The organism is Thioalbus denitrificans (assembly GCF_003337735.1).
Lineage (GTDB): Bacteria > Pseudomonadota > Gammaproteobacteria > DSM-26407 > DSM-26407 > Thioalbus > Thioalbus denitrificans.
This window is the reverse complement of record NZ_QPJY01000001.1, coordinates 52,551-68,219: the sequence shown is the minus strand read 5'-3', so window position 1 is coordinate 68,219 and position 15,669 is coordinate 52,551. Positions and strand designations below refer to the sequence as shown.

Below are 15,669 nucleotides of genomic sequence, written 5' to 3'. Positions count from 1 at the left end.
GGCCGGGGGGCGACCCCCGGCCTTTTTTTCGGTTCGTCCGCAGAATCCGTGGGTGGATGTTTCGCTCATGACGAGCGCCATGTGCATGATGCGCATGGACAGTAGTGGCGGCGAGGCACATTTCCCGGGTTGTGCCATTCCGGGAGGAAATCCTTTTGGCTCTCGCCAAGAACGCCAAGGGAAGTCGAGTACCGAGGTCTCAAATTCGGCGAGGTGCTCATCCGGCAGGGGATCGCCCGGATCGTTGATCGGCTGGAAGAGAATGGTTGGCTCCTTGGCGTTCCGGGCCTCTTGGCGAGAGAAAGCTTCTTCTCTCCGCACCGGCGAATTCGGCTGACGAGCCGTTTTAACCAGCCCTACTGCCGGATTCGCAGCGTGCCGTCGCGCTGGATCAGTTCCAGCCCGCGCAGGAAGCTCATGCCCAGCAGCGCCTCCTCGCCGGTCATGCCCGGGCTGATGTTGGCGCGCACGTCATGGAGCACGATGCCGCCCAGGGCGACGCTGGCCAGGGTGGTGGCGTAGACGGTGGCGGTGCCGTTGGCGGTCTGGGCCCGCAGGGGCGCGCCGCGCGCCAGGCCCAGCCGCGCCGCCAGCGCGCCGGGGAGGGTGACGGTGGTGGCGCCGGTGTCCACCAGCAGCGTCACCGTATGCCCGTTGATGGCGCCATCGGCCACGTAATGGCCGTCGCGGTTCCGTTTCAGCACCACCTCTTTCATACTGCCGTCGGTGTGCGTGGCCAGAGCGCGGTTGGGATTGCGCTGGTAGTCCAGGAGCGCGGAGAAGCCCCAGGTGAGCAGGCCGAGAATCACTATCCAGGCCAGGATCACGTTGCCGGTGCCGATGCGGTTCATGCCGGCCAGTGTAACGTGCCCGGGGCGTGCGGCGGAGCTATCCGTGCGCCGGGGCGGCGCGCCCCGTGTGGTCGCCAGGAGCCGGGTGCTGGGCTAATCTCCCAGTGGGACTGTGCGGGCGTTCAGGGAGGCGCGGGATGGGCAACAGAGTGGCGGTGTGGGTCCTCACGGCCGTGGCCGGGGTGGCGTTCCTGGCGATGGTCAAGATCATGGCGGACATGAGCGATCACATGGAACGCATGACCGGGCAGGTGGCCGAGCTGAGCGCCGACGTGAAGGGGATGCGGGCGAGCGTCGACCACATGGCGGAGGCGGTCCTGCAGGGCAGCCGGCAGATGCAGCAGGTCAACCCGATGCAGATGGTGCCGGGCATGGCGCCCGGCCAGCCGCAGCGCTGAGAGAGAAATGAAAAAGCCGCCGGACCCGATCGGGTCCGGCGGCTTTCACTGGCGTTGTCAGGCTGGAATGATCAGGCCGCCTTCCTGGCCTTGGGAGCCACCACCGACTGCAGGCTCTCCTGGGTCAGCTTCTGGACCTCGGCGCCCACTTCGGCGTTCAGGTCGGCCACGGCCTTGGCGTCGGCCATCACCTTCTCGCTGACGTTCTTGGCGACCTCGGCCTGCAGGCTGACGAAGGACTTCAGGCTCTCGGCGTCCTTCACTTCCAGCATGGACTTCAGCTGCTTCATGCCCAGCTCGAAGTAACCCTGGGTCAGGGCCATCTGCAGGGCGAACAGCTTCTCGGTGCTGGCGATGGTCAGGTCGGCCATCTTGCGGGAAGGGGCGAACATCTTTTCGGCGTTGACGGTCCAGCTGTTGAACAGGTCCTGGTACATGGGGGCAATCCTCTGGCAGTTGGGGGGAGAGCAAATCAGCTCAACTGGAAATCAGCTTAGCAGAGAGATTGTTGCGCCGCAACAAGTCTTTTGTTTCCGGTATGTTAAAAGTTGCCCCATCGATTCCGGTGAAACGGCGTCCATGGGGCTGCGGCGGGCCCTGGCGCGGCGGGCGGGAGACGGTTATCCTGGCGCGGCACTCCGCCCCCATCATCTGGCACCGGAAGTCCTGGGAATATAATTATCTTTGATTACAATGACCTGCGTCATTGTAGTCGTTTATCGGTTTTCCGTAATCTACCCCCTCGCGATTGCAACGGGGGTCATCGATGAGAAAAATTTCCCACCGCCGCCTTGCCCGGGTCGGCCTCATGCTGGGTTCGCTGGTCGCCGCCCACGCTGTCGTGGCCGAGGAGCAGGCCGTGCCCGCCACGGCGCCGTTCCCGGCAGTCGAAAGCGGCCTGGCGTGGCAGATGCCGGCGCCGCTGCCGGCCCCCGAGCTGCTCGCCCAGGTCCGGTCGTTGCGTGCCGATCTGCGCGAGGAGAGCGAGGCCCTCTCCACCCGGGTCGAGGAGCGCCGGTTCGGGGCGAAGGATGCGCTGATCGCGGCCATCATGCCCGGCGGCCTGCTCTACGCCGCCTTCCGCAAGCACAGCGCCGATCAGGCGCGGAAAGAACTCGATACGGTGAGCACCGAGCTCGAGGAGCTGAACCACGACCTGCTGGCGCTGCAGGTCACCACCGGCGAGGTGCTGGTGGCCGGTCTGCGCTGATCCCCCCATCGGCCGTCGCGCCGGTTCCCCTCATTTCCTCGTAGCAGGCTCCGGCATTGAGCGTTGTGCCGGAGCCTTTGCTGCACCGGTCTTCTAATGACGGACAGGCGGCGAGAGATTGACCATGAAAATAGTTGACGACAACGCTCGGTAATAGGTGCATGCTGGTGTCACAGGTCAAGCGGCAACCTCGCCGCCGCCTCTCCCGGAATTTCCATATCCGGAAGGAAGATAAAGATGCAAAACGCTCACATCGACCATCAGGGAACCGCCCTCAACTACCAGAGCGCAAGTCTGCTCGCAAAGGAGCTTGCCAGGGAAAAGCAGATGCAGGACCCCACCATCATGGCGTGGCATCGACTCGGCGCCCAGGAGTCTCCGCCCTATTTCGACGGCTCCAACCCGGCAACGTGGTGGAAGAAATTCGGCGCCGGCAATGGCGGCAGCCTGGAGATCAGCGTGGGGGATGAATACCAGTTCATCATGATGGACGCGTCCGGCTACGAGACTCTGGGTGAAATGCCCCTGCGCAACCTGTCGGACGGCCACGGCAATGAATATCTGTGCTTCACCCCCATCCTGGGGAAAACCGCCACCAGGCCCACCCCCGAGGCCTGTACGCCCCTGGACGGATGGTTGGCCGACCAGTTCTGATGTTCAGGCCATTTCGCCGGGGACGTGGCAACCCCGCCACGGGCCCAATACTGTGGATGCACCACCTCGGCCACGACGACTTCACCGTGGTGTGTCCCTCCGGCAAGTTCAGGAGTGAACCCAGATGTCCAGACCCCAGAAATCCAACCGGGAAGCGAAGAAGCAGCCCATTTTGACGCCGAAGGAGAGAAAGGCCGCCAAGCAGGCGAAGAAGCATGCCGGCGATGGCGCCCCCTTTATCGTCAAGGCGCCTTGAGTCCACCCCTTGTGCTGCGCACTGCCGAGGCGAGAGGAAGCACGGCCGGGAAGAAGCCAAAGGCCGCTGCGGAAGCAGCCGGGGTCATGATGGCGGGGCCACGACCGCCCTTTGATTGCATGCGGCTTCCGAACGCACGGTAATTCTCGACCACGTAAGGTGGAGGCGCCTGTACCCGTAGCGCTGGATTGAGGTAGAGCCCTTCGACCCCTTCGGCGAGCGCTGGCACGCGGGTGTGGTCCCGGTGTCGCCGGGCCGGAGTGTCTCCGGCAGCCCTTCACCTTCAGTAGAGTCACCCCACCGGCCATGACCGTCGCACTCTGGGTCCTTATCATCGGCGTGCTGCTCATCGCCATGGTGTTGTCCGGCACCCTCCTGAAACGACTGCCGCTGAGCACCGCCATGCTCTACCTGGCAGGCGGTTTCGCCCTGGGGCCGGCCGGGTGGGCGGTCCTGACGCCCCACCCGCTGAATCACGCGGCCCTCCTGGAACGGGTGGCCGAGGCGGCGGTCCTGATCTCGCTGTTCTCCGCCGGTCTGAAGCTGGGACTTCCCCTGTCGAATCGTCACTGGCTGTTGCCGTTGCGTCTGGCCTTCGTGTCCATGACGTTGACCGTGTCGTTCATCGCCGCCATCGCCGTAGTGGGGCTGGGTCTCCCGATCGGCGGAGCCATCCTGCTGGGCGCGATCCTCGCCCCGACCGACCCGGTGCTCGCCGCAGCCGTCCAGGTGGAGTCATCGGGAGACCGCGACCGTCTGCGCTTCAGTCTGACGGGGGAGGGTGGTTTCAACGACGGTGCCGCCTTTCCGTTCGTGATGCTGGGTCTCGGACTGCTGGGGTTGCACGACCTGGGCGCATGGGGTTGGCGCTGGCTGGCGGTGGACGTCCTCTGGGCCACCGCCGGCGGCCTGCTCATCGGCACCGCGATGGGCGCGTTGATCGGCAGGCTGGTGGTCTATCTGCGCGCTCGCCATCAGGAATCCGTCGGGTTGGACGAGTTCCTGGCCCTGGGCCTCATCGCGCTCGCCTACGGGTTTGCCGTGCTTGCCCACACCTACGGCTTTTTGGCCGTGTTTGCGGCAGGTCTCGCCCTGCAGCGGGTGAGGGAGCAGTCGCGACGGATTGTGGCGCCCGGGGCGAAGGCCGCCGGGCCACAGCCCGACGCCCCCGCCGATGAACGGCGGGCCGCCCAGGCGATCCAGGCTGATCACACCAGCGCCTACATGATGGTGGCGGTCCGGGGCTTCAACGAGCAGTTGGAGCGAATCGGCGAGTTGGCGGTGGTGCTGGTGGTGGGAGCCATGCTGCCTTTCACCCACTTGCCCGCCCGCGCGCTCGTGTTCCTGGCGCTGCTGTTCCTGGCCATTCGCCCCGCGTCCGTGTGGCTGGGGCTTCTCGGCGCGCCTGTGTCCCGGGATCAGCGGCTCATGATCGCCTGGTTCGGAATCCGGGGCATCGGCTCGGTCTACTACCTGATGTACGCCGTTCATCAGGGCCTGCCCCTTTCCCTGGCCGAACCGATCACGGCCATCACGCTCGCGGTGGTGGTTGTGTCCATCCTGTTCCATGGCATCACCGTGCGGCCGATGATGCATCTCTACCGGCGACGAAAGGCGCGTCAGGGCGCGTAGCGATTGGCTCGGGGAAGATATCCATGGACGATTGAAGGTGGCGGGGGAACGTTTGCGACCGATTTTCCCGGAACCGGATGCTTCGCGTTGTTCTCGCCTAGGCGCAAAGATCGCCAAGGAAGGAGGCGGCCATGCCGGAAGAAGGAGACGGGGATGCAGGGGGTAGATTCGGCCCAGGGTGGTTGGAGGCGGTTTACGCAGGCAGCCTGGCTCATACGCGTCGCTGAAGGCGCCTGCACAACAGGCGCGCTTCCTGGGCGAAATTGGCGTCCTGGCGAGAATCGGTTGTCGTTCCTGCACCCACGAATCTTTCCGCAAAGCCAGAAGTCTGTTCCTTCGCTCCTTCTCCGACTACCGCTGCACCGAGTCCTGGACCTCTTCACCGGCCTTTTCCATCTGCTCGCCGATGTTCGACATGGCCTTGTCGACCTCTTTGCCGGCCTGCTCTGCCGGGCCTTCCTGCTGACAACCTGACAGGGTGGCGAGCAACACGCCCAGCGCCAGGAGCGCCCTTGGACCCACATGCGGTTTCATCACCGGTACTCCCCTGGATGGGATCTGCTTACAAGAAAAGCCCGACCGGGAGGTTCAGCCTCGTCGGGGGGATCAGAGTCCCTGGCGTTTGCGATGCACCGCCCGCCCCGCGGAAGTCGGTGCGTCGCAATGCCGAACCGCAAACATCGCTTACTGGTTCATTTCGTGGCCGATGAAGCCGCCCACGGCTGCGCCGCCGACGGTTCCAACTGCACTGCCGCCCGTCAGAACCGCACCGCCGACAGCACCGATACCCGCGCCGACCGCGGTGTTCTTATCCTGTGATGACATGCCGGAACAACCGGCCAAGCCGAGCAGCATTGCTGCCACCATTGTGCTGAGCACGACCTTCTGATAACGCTTCATGGTATGGCCTCATACTCCAACATCTTGCTTCCGATACTGCGTACATCGCCGACGGCGATGTGCGATTGCACCGCACTGCGCCGAGGTCGATGCTGGGTCTGTTTGCTCTCCTTGCCTTGTCCGGTGGGGTGATGCGGTGCATGGGCAAGCAACGCCGGGCACCTGCTTCACTCCGCCGGGAGCGCGCCAGATTCTTTCATTGCGCTCTGCATCGGTGCAGACCTCACACCTCTGTTCGCTCCGACAATTACAGGATAGGGGGAATGGCCGACGCCGTCTGTCTGCTACCGAACACAGGCGCTGGATGGCCACGCCCCTGCCGGCTTCAATAGCGGCGCACGACACCGTTGTCGATCCGCACCCGGTCGCCCACGCGCAGACCGGGGTCAGTTGCCTGGATCAGAGACTGATAGGTCCCGTCCTCCATCCGGATGGTGATCCTGTATGCATCGGGGCTCTGCTGCTGCTTCTCCAACTGGTGGCCCACATAGGCGCCACCCGCCGCGCCGATGACCGTCGCCGCCGTGTTGCCGGATCCGGAGCCCACCTGGTGGCCAACCACGCCGCCGACCACCGCGCCGGCGACGGTGCCCATGCCGAGGCCGCTGCCGCCAATGCCTCCGTTGCCCTGGTTCTCCCGCTCGATGGACTCGACCACCCCGTACGCGGAGCGGGTGTACGCGTCCGAGTAGTTGTTGCCCTGGCTGGAGGCCCCGTCGTAGTTCGGTGCATTGTTCTGACTGGCCATGGGTGCGCAGGCGCCAAGGGCGAGGATGCCCACCAGGCCGAGTACCGTGCCGCTCTCCTTGATGTATTTCATGAGCTATCTCCTTAAGGATTTGTCAGGGGTTGCGTGCCGGCGGAGCCGGCGTCGCAGTCGCAGAGGTGCCCCTTGATGGCCTGTAACCGTCGCCGGATGGGTCGTCACTCCATGGCGCACGTCCGGCTGGGGGGCGCTTCTCCCTGTTCTTCCATCATCTTCCGATTCAAGGACCTTCTCTGTACGCTGGCGCTCATTGCACCGTGTCCCGCGGTATCCCGACCGGGGGCCGGTGAGCAGGAGGGTGGCGCCCGTCCGGGGTCGCCTGGGACACGCTTGAAAGGCGCCGGCTTCCGGCTACAATTTCCTCACGGGGTTCACCCCACAGTTACTCGTGTGTACCCGTTCGGACGTGACCAAGGATTGGACTATCGATGAACCGACGGTTCGCCTACGACGACTGGATGTTCGCCCATGACAATCCCCAGCTCCCCACGCCAGAACCACCTTCTTGCCGCCCTGCCGGCGGAGGAGTTTGCCCGGCTTGAGCCCGGGCTGGAACTGGTCCCGCTGCCCCTCGGCCAGGTGATCTACGAGTCCGGCAGCGAACTGCGCCATGTCTACTTCCCCACTGATTCCATCGTCTCGCTGCTCTATGTCATGGAGGATGGCGCATCGGCCGAGATCGCCGTGGTGGGCAACGAGGGCATCATCGGCGTCGCCCTGTTCATGGGTGGAGAGACCATGCCCAACCGGGCCCTCGTCCAGAGTGCCGGACACGCCTATCGGCTGAAGGGTCAGCTGCTCAAGGATGAGTTCAACCACTCCGGCGGGCTGCAGCATCTCCTGCTGCGCTATACTCAGGCGCTGCTCACCCAGATGGGACAGACGGCGGTGTGCAACCGTCACCACACCCTCGATCAGCAGCTCTGCCGCTGGTTGCTGTTGAGCCACGATCGCCTGCAGTCGGACGAACTGGTCATGACCCAGGAGCTGATCGCCAACATGCTCGGGGTGCGCCGCGAAGGCGTCACCGCGGCCGCCGGCAACCTGCAGCGGGCCGGCCTGATCACCTACCACCGCGGCCACATCACCGTGGTCGACCGGGCCGGGCTGGAGGCGCGGGCCTGCGAGTGCTACGCCGTGGTCAGGAAGGAGTTCGACCGCCTGCTCCTGTAGGCCCTTCGCCCGTACTTCCACCGCTCCTTGCGCGCCGCCGGCTGTCCACCGGCTTTGTACGCTACCGCCCAGACACCGGCTGGGTTTGGCGCCATGCTTCCCTGTGCCTCCATGGGTGAGGTCCGTCACTCGCGGGTGTGTCCGGCATCCCCATGCCACTACCGCTGTTCGGTATGCCGCGCGCCCGGTTGGCCCAACACAAGGGAGAGACCCCAGTGCCATCCCCCCGGATCCAGCCTGCCGCCAATCGCCTGCTCATGGCGCTGCCACGCAAGGACCGCGTGCGGTTCCTGTCGGGTTGTGAATTGGTCGAGCTGGCTTTCGCCGAGATCCTGGCCGACCCCGGCACGCCGATCCGTCACGTCTACTTTCCTACGCAAGGCTTCATCGCGCTGACCACGCCGGCAGACGGCCGCACCAGCCTCGAAGTGGGGCTGGTTGGCGACGAAGGCATGCTCGGGGTCTCACTCGTCCTCGGTGTGGACGTTTCACCGTTGCACGCGGTGGTGCAGGGTCCGGGGCCCGCTCTGCGCATGGACAGTGAGCCATTCAGGCAGGCGCTCGCGCTGAGCCCCGCGCTCCAACGTCAGCTGAAGCGCTACCTCTATGTGGTGATGGGCCAACTTGCCCGGAAGGCGTCCTGCAGTCGTTTCCACCTGCTGGAGGCGCGCCTTGCGCGCTGGCTGCTGATGACGCAGGACCGGGCGCACGCCGACCGGTTTCATGTGACGCACGAGTTCATGGCCCACATGCTCGGCGTGCGTCGCGTCGGCGTGACCAAGGCCGCCAACTCCCTGCAGCAGCGCGAACTGATCCGCTACCGTCGCGGGGACATCACGATTCTCGATCGCCGCGGCCTGGAGACCGCTTCCTGCGGCTGCTATGCGGCCGACAGGGCTACCTACGGCCGCATCATGGGGTAGCATCAACCGGGCTGTCATTCCGCCCGCCGCTCGCACGTCAATCCCCCGAGTTGACGGCCTTCTTCATGCGCCAACCCGGGGCGCCAGACGCCCTGACGAAGCTATCCCGTGCATCTGAACTAAACTGACCGATAAGCATGCAGGAGCCCAGCATGGAAGCCCAAACCGGTCTGTCAAATCTTGGCGTGGTGGTCTCGGTGCGCGGCAGCGTCGTGGACATGGCGTTCGAGGCGCGGCTGCCGCCCATCTATTCGATTCTGCGCGCGGGTGATGAAGGGAAAATCGTCATAGAAGTTCTGGCGCAGCGCGACGCGCGCAGCGTGCGCGGCATCGCCTTGACGCCCACCCAGGGTCTGGCGCGCGGCATGGCGGTGCGGGACACGGGCGGTCCGCTGATGGCGCCGGTGGGAAGAGGGGTGCTCTCACGGATGTTCGACGTGTTCGGAAACGCCATCGACCGCCAGCCCGCGCCCACGGACATCCAATGGCGTTCCGTGCATCGCGCCCCGCCGGCTCTGGCCCGGCGTTCCACCCGCTCGGAGATCTTCGAGACGGGCATCAAGGTCATCGACGTGCTGGTGCCGCTGGAGCGCGGCGGCAAGGCGGGCCTGTTCGGCGGCGCGGGTGTGGGCAAGACGGTGCTGCTCACCGAAATGATCCACAACATGATCGGCCACCAGGAGGGCGTCAGCATATTCTGCGGCATCGGCGAGCGTTGCCGCGAAGGGGAGGAACTCTACCGCGAGATGGAGGACGCGGGCGTGTTGCCGAACATGGTGATGATCTTCGGGCAGATGAACGAGCCGCCGGGCAGCCGCTTCCGCGTCGGCCATGCGGCACTGACCATGGCCGAATATTTCCGCGATGACGAGCATCGCGATGTGCTGCTGCTCATCGACAACATCTTCCGGTTCATCCAGGCCGGCGCGGAGGTGTCCGGCCTGCTGGGGCAGATGCCCTCGCGCCTGGGCTATCAGCCCACCATGGGTACCGAGTTGTCGGGGCTGGAGGAGCGCATCGCCAACACCGATACCGGCGCCATCACCTCCATCCAGGCGGTGTATGTCCCGGCGGACGACTTCACCGACCCGGCGGCGGTCCACACTTTTTCCCATCTTTCCGCGTCCATCGTGCTGTCGCGCAAGCGGGCGAGCGAGGGCATCTACCCGGCCATCGATCCGCTGCAATCCAGCTCCCGGATGGCCACGCCGGGTGTCGTCGGTGAGCGGCACTACCGCATCGCCCAGGAGATCCGGCGCACCCTGGCACAGTACGCGGAGCTCAAGGACATCATCTCCATGCTCGGCCTGGAGCAACTGTCGCCGGGGGACCGCAACGTGGTGGCGCGTGCCCGGCGCCTGGAGCGGTTCCTCACCCAGCCGTTCTTCACGACCGAGCAGTTCACCGGCATCAAGGGCCGGCTCGTCAGGCTGGAGCAGTCGCTGGAGGGCTGTGAGCGGATCCTGCGCGACGAGTTCGAGGACTACCCGGAGAGCGCCCTCTACATGATCGGAGCGATAGACGAAGCGAAGCCGGGCGCGAACCCCGCAACGGAGGCCAGGCATGTCACACCCGGGAATGACGCTTAAGGTACTCCTGCCGTTTCAGATTTTCGCCGAGAAGACCGGGGTATCGCGCATCGTCGCGGAGACACCCGAGGGTGCCTTCGGACTCCTGCCCCACCGGCTCGATTGCGTGGCGGCCCTCGCACCGGGAATCCTCATCTACGAAACCGACCTCGAAGGCGAGGTTTGCCTGGCCGTGGATGAAGGGATCCTGGTCAAGACCGGTGCGGATGTGCTCGTCTCCGTGCGCCGGGCGCTCGGCGCCGAGGATCTCGGTCAACTGCGCGCGGTCGTGGAGCAGGAGTTCCTGACCCTCGACGACCACGAGCAGAGCGTGCGCTCGGTGATGGACAAGCTGGAAACCGGCTTCCTGCGTCGCTTCGCGACTTTCCAGCATGAATGACAAGCGGCCACCAGGTGCGTTGAAGGACCGGTCGTCATTCGCCCGGCAGGTGGGGACGAAGGCCGAACGAAAGCTCAGGGCGCGGCGCGATGCCACGCAGGGCGTCTGGTTCGGGCTGGGCATGATGGGGCTGGTTGGGTGGTCGGTGGTGGTTCCGACATTGCTCGGCGCGGCGCTCGGCGGCTGGCTGGACAACCATCATCCGGGAAGCCACTCCTGGACGCTGGCGCTGCTGGTGGCCGGACTCACCATCGGTTGTCTGAATGCGTGGCATTGGGTCACCCGGGAAGACAAGGCGATGCGCAACGATCAGGAAGACGAAGATGAGTGAACCTCTGTCCCTGGCGCTGGCACTCATGGCCGGCGCGCTGCTCGGAACCCTCTTCTTTGGCGGGCTCTGGTGGACGGTGCGCAAGGGCGTTTCCTCCGGCCATCCGGCGGCGTGGTTTCTGGGCAGCCTGCTGCTGCGGACCGGATTGGTCCTCGCCGGGTTCTATGGGGTCGCCGGGTTCTATGGGGTCGCTGGCGGTCAAGGGGAGCGGATGCTGAGCTGCCTGCTCGGATTCCTCGTCGCGCGCTTTCTCGTCATGCGCTTCACCGGCCCGCCGGTGGCGTCCCGCGAGCGGGAGGCCGGTCATGCGCCTTAGTCCCGACGAGATCATCTTCTGGCAATACGGGTTTCTCAAGCTCAACGCCACCATCGTATTTACGTGGGGACTGATGTTGCTTCTGGCCGTCGGGTCAGCGCTCGTCACCCGCAGGCTCTCCACGGGGCTGGAACGATCCCGCTGGCAGAACCTCCTGGAGATCGTCGTCACCGCCATCGAGAAGCAGATCGAGGAGGTGGGCCTTCACCACCCTGAGAGGTATCTCGGTTTCCTCGGCACGCTCTTTCTGCTCATCGCCACGGCCAGCCTCTGCACCATCATTCCCGGCTACGATCCGCCGACCGGTTCCCTCTCCACCACCGTGGCCCTTGCCCTCTGCGTGTTCGTTGCCGTGCCGTTGTTCGGCATCGAGGAGCAGGGCCTGCGCGGCTACCTCCAATCCTACGTGGAACCGACGCTCATCATGCTGCCCTTCAACATCATCAGCGAGGTTTCGCGCACCCTGGCCCTGGCCGTGCGCCTGTTCGGCAACATGATGAGTGGGGCGATGATCATCGGGATTCTGCTGGCCATCACGCCCTTCATTTTTCCCATCGTCATGACTGCGCTCGGCCTGCTCACCGGCATGGTGCAGGCCTATATCTTCTTCATCCTGGCAACGGTCTACATCGCGGCCGCGACGCGGAGCCGCAAGCCCGCGCACCAGCAGGGGCCCGCGCCTTGAACCTGCAACGAGACAAGCGAAGGACACACTATGGATAGCATGACGATTATCGCAGTGGCCTCCATCGCCATCGCCGGCCTCACCACCGGCTTCGGCACCATGGCGCCGGCTCTGGGCGAAGGGCGGTCGGTGGCGGCGGCGCTGACCTCGCTGGCCCAGCAACCCGACGCTTCGGCCACCATCACCCGCACCCTGTTCGTCGGTCTGGCGATGATCGAGTCCACGGCCATCTACTGCTTCGTGGTCTCGATGATTCTCATCTTCGCCAACCCCTTCTGGAATCACGCCATCGCCCAGGTGGCGGGACAGTAGCCCATGTTGGTCGACTGGTTCACGGTTGGTGCGCAAGCGCTCAACTTCATCATCCTGGTGTGGCTGCTGAAGCGCTTTCTCTACAAGCCCATCCTCCACGCCATTGACGCCCGGGAGAAGCGGATTGCCGCGGAGCTGGCGGACGCCGACGGGAAGCGGGCGGAAGCCACGAGGGAGCGTGATGAGTACCGGCGGAAGAACGAGCTGTTCGACCAGGAGCGTGCCACGCTCCTGAGCCAGGCGACCGACGCGGCCAGCGCCGAGCGCCTGCGGCTCCTCGACGAGGCACGGCAGGCGGCCGACACCCTGCGCAGCGAACGTCAGGACGCGGTGTTGCGCGAACAGCAGAGCCTGAGCGATGAGATCACCCGCCGCACCCGGGAGGAGGTGTTTGCCATCGCCAGAAGGACGCTGACGGACCTCGCCGGGGTCGGTCTCGAGGAGCGCATGACCGAAGTGTTTACACAGCGCCTGCGGGATCTCGGTGGCGAGGCGAAGGAGGAACTCGCCAGGGCCCTGGCCGGCGCCTCTGCGCCGGCGCGTGTGCGCAGTTCCTTTGGCCTGCCGGAGGTCCAGCGCGCCGCCATCCGGAAGGCGCTCAACGAGACCTTCTCGGCGGATATCCCCCTGCAGTTTGAAACCGCGCCGGACATCATCAGCGGCATCGAGCTCACCACGAACGGACTGAAGGTCGCCTGGAGCATCGCGGATTACCTCGCGTCCCTGGAGAAGAGCGTCGGCGATGTGCTGAAGGAACAGGCCAGGACCACCGCCGGAGAGGGTGGCCAGCGGAAGCCCGGGGCGGATGCCGAAGCGGGCGGGGTCACGGGATGAGCGCGCCGGAGGAAACGTTGCGGCAGGTCTTCGACCGTGCGTTCGACGGCCTGAGCTGGGGACGCGAGGCCTTCACGCCGGATCTGCTGCCCCACGAGGTGGGGACGATCGCCAGCATCTCCACCGGCATCGCCCGGGTCACCGGCCTTCCCGGCGTCGGTTTCGAGGAGCTGGTGAAGTTTCGCGGCGAGGTGTTCGGCATCGCCTTCAACGTGGACCCCGAGGAAGTGGGCGTGGTGCTGCTCGGGGAGTACGGGCAGCTTCACGCCGGTGACGAGGTGGCGCGCACCGGCCGGGTCATGGATGTGGCCGTGGGCGAGGGGCTGCTGGGGCGCGTCATCGACCCGCTCGGACGGCCCCTGGACGGCCACGGACCGGTGCCCGCCAGCGGCCGACTGCCCATCGAGCGCCCCGCGGCGCCGATCATGGACCGCGCGCCCGTCACCGTGCCGCTGCAGACCGGCCTGAAGGTCATCGATGCACTCATACCCGTGGGGCGCGGGCAGCGCGAGCTGATTCTGGGTGACCGGCAGACGGGCAAGACCGCCATTGCCATCGACACCATCCTGAACCAGCGCGGGAAAGGGGTGCTCTGTGTCTATTGCGCCATCGGCCAGCGCGCATCCTCCGTGGCGAAGTCCGTGGCCACCCTGCAGGAAACGGGCGCCATGGAGTACAGCGTCGTGGTCGTGGCCGAAGGCAACGATCCCCCGGGTCTCGCCTACATCGCCCCTTACGCCGCCACCAGCATCGCGGAGCATTTCATGGAAGCGGGCCGCGATGTGCTGATCGTCTATGACGACCTGACCCACCATGCCCGTGCGTATCGCGAGCTGTCGCTGCTGCTGCGCCGTCCGCCGGGCCGGGAGGCCTTCCCCGGCGACATCTTCTACATCCACTCCCGGCTGCTCGAACGGGCGACGCACCTGCGCGGGGAGCGCGGCGGCGGGTCGCTCACCGCCCTGCCCATCATCGAGACCGAGGCGCAGAACATCTCCGCCTATATCCCCACCAACCTCATCTCCATCACGGACGGTCAGATCTTCCTCTCGCCGTCGCTCTTCGAACTGGGCGTGCTGCCCGCGGTGGATGTGGGCAAGTCCGTTTCGCGCGTGGGCGGCAAGGCGCAACGGGCGGCCTATCGCGAGGTGGCGGGCGACCTCAAGCTCGCCTATGCGCAGTTCGAGGAGCTCGAAACCTTTGCCCGGTTCGGCGCCCGCATCGACGAGAACACCCGCCGGGTCATCGACCATGGACGGCGCATCCGCGCCTGTCTCAAGCAGCCGGAGTTCGCCCCGGTGTCCGTCCCCGAACAGCTGGCCATCCTGCTGGCCTTGACCGCCGGCCTTTTCGACGAGCTGCCGCTGGAACGGATGACGGAGGCCGAGCAGTCCGTGCGCGCGGCGGCCGCCGCGATCCCCGCGGCGGTGAGCGCGCGGCTGGAGACCGCCGAGACGCTGAGTGCCGCGGATCGGGAGACGATCCTCGGGCTGGCCCGCGAGTCGCTCGCCCCCTTCCGGAGCAGTGAAGAACCCGAGGGGGCGGCATGAGCGACACCGCCGCGAGCCTTCAGCGGAAGATCACCAGCGCCGAAGACCTGCAGTCCGTGGTCCGCACCATGAAGGCCCTGGCCGCGTCGAGCATCGGCCAGTACGAGCAGTCGGTGCGCGCGCTGGGGGACTACTACCGCACCGTGCAGCTTGGGTTGAGCGTCTGTTTCCGGAGCAGCGGGTCCGCGGAACTGATGCCGCGAGAGCGCGGATCGGCGGTTGCGGGTGCCATCGTGTTCGGCTCCGACCAGGGGCTGGTGGGGCAGTTCAATGAGGTGGTGGCCGGTTACGCGGTCAAGGCGCTGACGGCGCTGCCGGGCGGGGCGGAGGTCTGGGCCGTGGGGGAGCGCGTTCACGGGCGCCTGGCGGACGCGGGCCTGCCCCTGGCGGGTCTCTTTCCCGTGCCGAATTCCGTCAAGGCCATCACCCCGCTGGTGGGAAGAATTCTGGTGGAGAGCACGGCCCGGCGCGGCCGGGGTGAAGTCACCGAGCTGCACCTCATCTACAACCGACCCACGCCCGATACGGCCTACACGCCCGTCAGCCAGCGACTGCTGCCGCTGGACGAGCGTTGGCGCCGCGGGCTGGCGGAACGCCCCTGGCCCACAGGAAACCTGCCGGAGGTCATGGGAAGCGCCACCACGGCCTTGCGGGCGCTGATTCGCGAATACCTCTTCGTCTCGCTGTTTCGCGCCTGCGCCGAGTCCCTCGCGAGCGAGAACGCGAGCCGCCTGGCGGCGATGCAACGGGCCGACAAGAACATCGACGACCTGCTGGAGGATCTCCACGGCACCTTCCACCGTCTGCGCCAGAGTGGCATCGACGAGGAGCTGTTCGACGTCATCTCCGGCTTCGAGGCGCTGAGCGGGGAGGCGTGATGTGACGCCCTGTTGCTGACCCGCGGCCACCG

The 15,669-nt window shown here is 65.9% G+C and carries 21 protein-coding genes; 16 read left to right on the top strand and 5 right to left on the bottom strand.

Features of this window, described 5'->3' with window-relative positions; genetic code table 11:
- Nucleotides 1-356 precede the first annotated feature (356 nt).
- Complete coding sequence (locus tag DFQ59_RS00280; protein WP_114277671.1) at nt 357-851, bottom strand: retropepsin-like aspartic protease family protein; 495 nt, start codon at nt 849-851, stop codon at nt 357-359.
- Nucleotides 852-988: 137 nt separating this feature from the next.
- On the opposite strand from DFQ59_RS00280, the gene DFQ59_RS00275 reads away from it, so the two are divergent.
- Nucleotides 989-1,249: a hypothetical protein gene (locus DFQ59_RS00275; RefSeq protein WP_114277670.1), complete on the top strand. Its 261-nt coding sequence runs from the start codon at nt 989-991 to the stop codon at nt 1,247-1,249.
- A 71-nt stretch (nt 1,250-1,320) separates the two neighbouring features.
- On the opposite strand, the gene DFQ59_RS00270 is transcribed toward DFQ59_RS00275, so the two are convergent.
- Nucleotides 1,321-1,686 (bottom strand): phasin family protein, encoded by a 366-nt coding sequence (locus tag DFQ59_RS00270; protein ID WP_114277669.1) that lies wholly within the window; start codon nt 1,684-1,686, stop codon nt 1,321-1,323.
- A 329-nt stretch (nt 1,687-2,015) separates the two neighbouring features.
- On the opposite strand from DFQ59_RS00270, the gene DFQ59_RS00265 reads away from it, so the two are divergent.
- From DFQ59_RS00265 to DFQ59_RS00255, 4 genes are all read left to right on the top strand, one after another.
- Nucleotides 2,016-2,459, top strand: coding sequence for a hypothetical protein (locus DFQ59_RS00265; RefSeq protein ID WP_147275133.1), 444 nt, complete (start codon nt 2,016-2,018; stop codon nt 2,457-2,459).
- A 237-nt stretch (nt 2,460-2,696) separates the two neighbouring features.
- A complete protein-coding gene (locus tag DFQ59_RS00260; RefSeq protein WP_114277667.1) occupies nt 2,697-3,113 on the top strand; it encodes an AF1514 family protein in 417 nt (138 codons plus the stop codon).
- A 124-nt stretch (nt 3,114-3,237) separates the two neighbouring features.
- A complete protein-coding gene (locus tag DFQ59_RS20425; protein WP_281268206.1) occupies nt 3,238-3,369 on the top strand; it encodes a hypothetical protein in 132 nt (43 codons plus the stop codon).
- Nucleotides 3,370-3,675: 306 nt separating this feature from the next.
- Entirely contained in the window at nt 3,676-5,001 is a 1,326-nt protein-coding gene (locus DFQ59_RS00255) for a cation:proton antiporter (protein WP_114277666.1), read from the top strand.
- A gap of 351 nt (nt 5,002-5,352) precedes the next feature.
- Here the strand turns inward: DFQ59_RS00255 and DFQ59_RS00250 are convergent, their stop codons facing one another.
- The 3 genes from DFQ59_RS00250 to DFQ59_RS00240 form a co-directional block, all read right to left on the bottom strand.
- Entirely contained in the window at nt 5,353-5,535 is a 183-nt protein-coding gene (locus DFQ59_RS00250; RefSeq protein WP_114277665.1) for a hypothetical protein, read from the bottom strand.
- A 150-nt stretch (nt 5,536-5,685) separates the two neighbouring features.
- Entirely contained in the window at nt 5,686-5,901 is a 216-nt protein-coding gene (locus DFQ59_RS00245; RefSeq protein WP_114277664.1) for a glycine zipper 2TM domain-containing protein, read from the bottom strand.
- A gap of 325 nt (nt 5,902-6,226) precedes the next feature.
- Nucleotides 6,227-6,721: a glycine zipper 2TM domain-containing protein gene (locus tag DFQ59_RS00240; RefSeq protein ID WP_114277663.1), complete on the bottom strand. Its 495-nt coding sequence runs from the start codon at nt 6,719-6,721 to the stop codon at nt 6,227-6,229.
- Nucleotides 6,722-7,135: 414 nt separating this feature from the next.
- On the opposite strand from DFQ59_RS00240, the gene DFQ59_RS00235 reads away from it, so the two are divergent.
- From DFQ59_RS00235 to DFQ59_RS00185, 11 genes are all read left to right on the top strand, one after another.
- Complete coding sequence (locus tag DFQ59_RS00235; RefSeq protein WP_114277662.1) at nt 7,136-7,840, top strand: Crp/Fnr family transcriptional regulator; 705 nt, start codon at nt 7,136-7,138, stop codon at nt 7,838-7,840.
- Between the two features lie 215 nt (nt 7,841-8,055).
- A complete protein-coding gene (locus tag DFQ59_RS00230; RefSeq protein ID WP_245937129.1) occupies nt 8,056-8,763 on the top strand; it encodes a Crp/Fnr family transcriptional regulator in 708 nt (235 codons plus the stop codon).
- A gap of 152 nt (nt 8,764-8,915) precedes the next feature.
- Nucleotides 8,916-10,352, top strand: coding sequence for a F0F1 ATP synthase subunit beta (atpD, locus tag DFQ59_RS00225; RefSeq protein WP_114277661.1), 1,437 nt, complete (start codon nt 8,916-8,918; stop codon nt 10,350-10,352).
- Nucleotides 10,342-10,731, top strand: coding sequence for a F0F1 ATP synthase subunit epsilon (locus tag DFQ59_RS00220; protein ID WP_114277660.1), 390 nt, complete (start codon nt 10,342-10,344; stop codon nt 10,729-10,731). Before atpD ends, DFQ59_RS00220 begins: the two co-directional genes overlap by 11 nt.
- Nucleotides 10,724-11,062, top strand: coding sequence for an AtpZ/AtpI family protein (locus DFQ59_RS00215; protein ID WP_114277659.1), 339 nt, complete (start codon nt 10,724-10,726; stop codon nt 11,060-11,062). The genes DFQ59_RS00220 and DFQ59_RS00215 overlap by 8 nt, the downstream gene beginning before the upstream one ends.
- Entirely contained in the window at nt 11,055-11,378 is a 324-nt protein-coding gene (locus tag DFQ59_RS00210) for an ATP synthase subunit I (RefSeq protein ID WP_114277658.1), read from the top strand. Before DFQ59_RS00215 ends, DFQ59_RS00210 begins: the two co-directional genes overlap by 8 nt.
- Nucleotides 11,368-12,063: a F0F1 ATP synthase subunit A gene (locus DFQ59_RS00205; RefSeq protein WP_114277657.1), complete on the top strand. Its 696-nt coding sequence runs from the start codon at nt 11,368-11,370 to the stop codon at nt 12,061-12,063. The genes DFQ59_RS00210 and DFQ59_RS00205 overlap by 11 nt, the downstream gene beginning before the upstream one ends.
- Before the next feature lie 39 nt (nt 12,064-12,102).
- Nucleotides 12,103-12,375 carry a F0F1 ATP synthase subunit C gene (locus tag DFQ59_RS00200; RefSeq protein ID WP_281268205.1) on the top strand — a complete coding sequence of 91 codons (273 nt, stop codon included), beginning with the start codon at nt 12,103-12,105 and terminating at the stop codon, nt 12,373-12,375.
- A gap of 3 nt (nt 12,376-12,378) precedes the next feature.
- Nucleotides 12,379-13,209, top strand: a complete 831-nt coding sequence (locus DFQ59_RS00195; RefSeq protein ID WP_114277655.1) for a F0F1 ATP synthase subunit B family protein — start codon at nt 12,379-12,381, stop codon at nt 13,207-13,209.
- Entirely contained in the window at nt 13,206-14,759 is a 1,554-nt protein-coding gene (locus DFQ59_RS00190) for an alternate F1F0 ATPase, F1 subunit alpha (protein ID WP_114277654.1), read from the top strand. The genes DFQ59_RS00195 and DFQ59_RS00190 overlap by 4 nt, the downstream gene beginning before the upstream one ends.
- The gene (locus tag DFQ59_RS00185) at nt 14,756-15,637 is read left to right on the top strand and encodes a F0F1 ATP synthase subunit gamma (RefSeq protein ID WP_114277653.1); all 882 of its coding nucleotides are present in this window, start codon (nt 14,756-14,758) and stop codon (nt 15,635-15,637) included. The genes DFQ59_RS00190 and DFQ59_RS00185 overlap by 4 nt, the downstream gene beginning before the upstream one ends.
- Nucleotides 15,638-15,669 lie beyond the last annotated feature (32 nt).

What these genes read in the sequence shown, in the direction of transcription:
- DFQ59_RS00280 (WP_114277671.1), bottom strand. Translation starts at nt 851, where the DNA reads ATGAACCGCATCGGCACCGGCAACGTGATCCTGGCCTGGATAGTGATT.
- DFQ59_RS00275 (WP_114277670.1), top strand. Translation starts at nt 989, where the DNA reads ATGGGCAACAGAGTGGCGGTGTGGGTCCTCACGGCCGTGGCCGGGGTG.
- DFQ59_RS00270 (WP_114277669.1), bottom strand. Translation starts at nt 1,686, where the DNA reads ATGTACCAGGACCTGTTCAACAGCTGGACCGTCAACGCCGAAAAGATG.
- DFQ59_RS00265 (WP_147275133.1), top strand. Translation starts at nt 2,016, where the DNA reads ATGAGAAAAATTTCCCACCGCCGCCTTGCCCGGGTCGGCCTCATGCTG.
- DFQ59_RS00260 (WP_114277667.1), top strand. Translation starts at nt 2,697, where the DNA reads ATGCAAAACGCTCACATCGACCATCAGGGAACCGCCCTCAACTACCAG.
- DFQ59_RS20425 (WP_281268206.1), top strand. Translation starts at nt 3,238, where the DNA reads ATGTCCAGACCCCAGAAATCCAACCGGGAAGCGAAGAAGCAGCCCATT.
- DFQ59_RS00255 (WP_114277666.1), top strand. Translation starts at nt 3,676, where the DNA reads ATGACCGTCGCACTCTGGGTCCTTATCATCGGCGTGCTGCTCATCGCC.
- DFQ59_RS00250 (WP_114277665.1), bottom strand. Translation starts at nt 5,535, where the DNA reads ATGAAACCGCATGTGGGTCCAAGGGCGCTCCTGGCGCTGGGCGTGTTG.
- DFQ59_RS00245 (WP_114277664.1), bottom strand. Translation starts at nt 5,901, where the DNA reads ATGAAGCGTTATCAGAAGGTCGTGCTCAGCACAATGGTGGCAGCAATG.
- DFQ59_RS00240 (WP_114277663.1), bottom strand. Translation starts at nt 6,721, where the DNA reads ATGAAATACATCAAGGAGAGCGGCACGGTACTCGGCCTGGTGGGCATC.
- DFQ59_RS00235 (WP_114277662.1), top strand. Translation starts at nt 7,136, where the DNA reads ATGACAATCCCCAGCTCCCCACGCCAGAACCACCTTCTTGCCGCCCTG.
- atpD (WP_114277661.1), top strand. Translation starts at nt 8,916, where the DNA reads ATGGAAGCCCAAACCGGTCTGTCAAATCTTGGCGTGGTGGTCTCGGTG.
- DFQ59_RS00220 (WP_114277660.1), top strand. Translation starts at nt 10,342, where the DNA reads ATGACGCTTAAGGTACTCCTGCCGTTTCAGATTTTCGCCGAGAAGACC.
- DFQ59_RS00215 (WP_114277659.1), top strand. Translation starts at nt 10,724, where the DNA reads ATGAATGACAAGCGGCCACCAGGTGCGTTGAAGGACCGGTCGTCATTC.
- DFQ59_RS00210 (WP_114277658.1), top strand. Translation starts at nt 11,055, where the DNA reads ATGAGTGAACCTCTGTCCCTGGCGCTGGCACTCATGGCCGGCGCGCTG.
- DFQ59_RS00205 (WP_114277657.1), top strand. Translation starts at nt 11,368, where the DNA reads ATGCGCCTTAGTCCCGACGAGATCATCTTCTGGCAATACGGGTTTCTC.
- DFQ59_RS00200 (WP_281268205.1), top strand. Translation starts at nt 12,103, where the DNA reads ATGACGATTATCGCAGTGGCCTCCATCGCCATCGCCGGCCTCACCACC.
- DFQ59_RS00195 (WP_114277655.1), top strand. Translation starts at nt 12,379, where the DNA reads ATGTTGGTCGACTGGTTCACGGTTGGTGCGCAAGCGCTCAACTTCATC.
- DFQ59_RS00190 (WP_114277654.1), top strand. Translation starts at nt 13,206, where the DNA reads ATGAGCGCGCCGGAGGAAACGTTGCGGCAGGTCTTCGACCGTGCGTTC.
- DFQ59_RS00185 (WP_114277653.1), top strand. Translation starts at nt 14,756, where the DNA reads ATGAGCGACACCGCCGCGAGCCTTCAGCGGAAGATCACCAGCGCCGAA.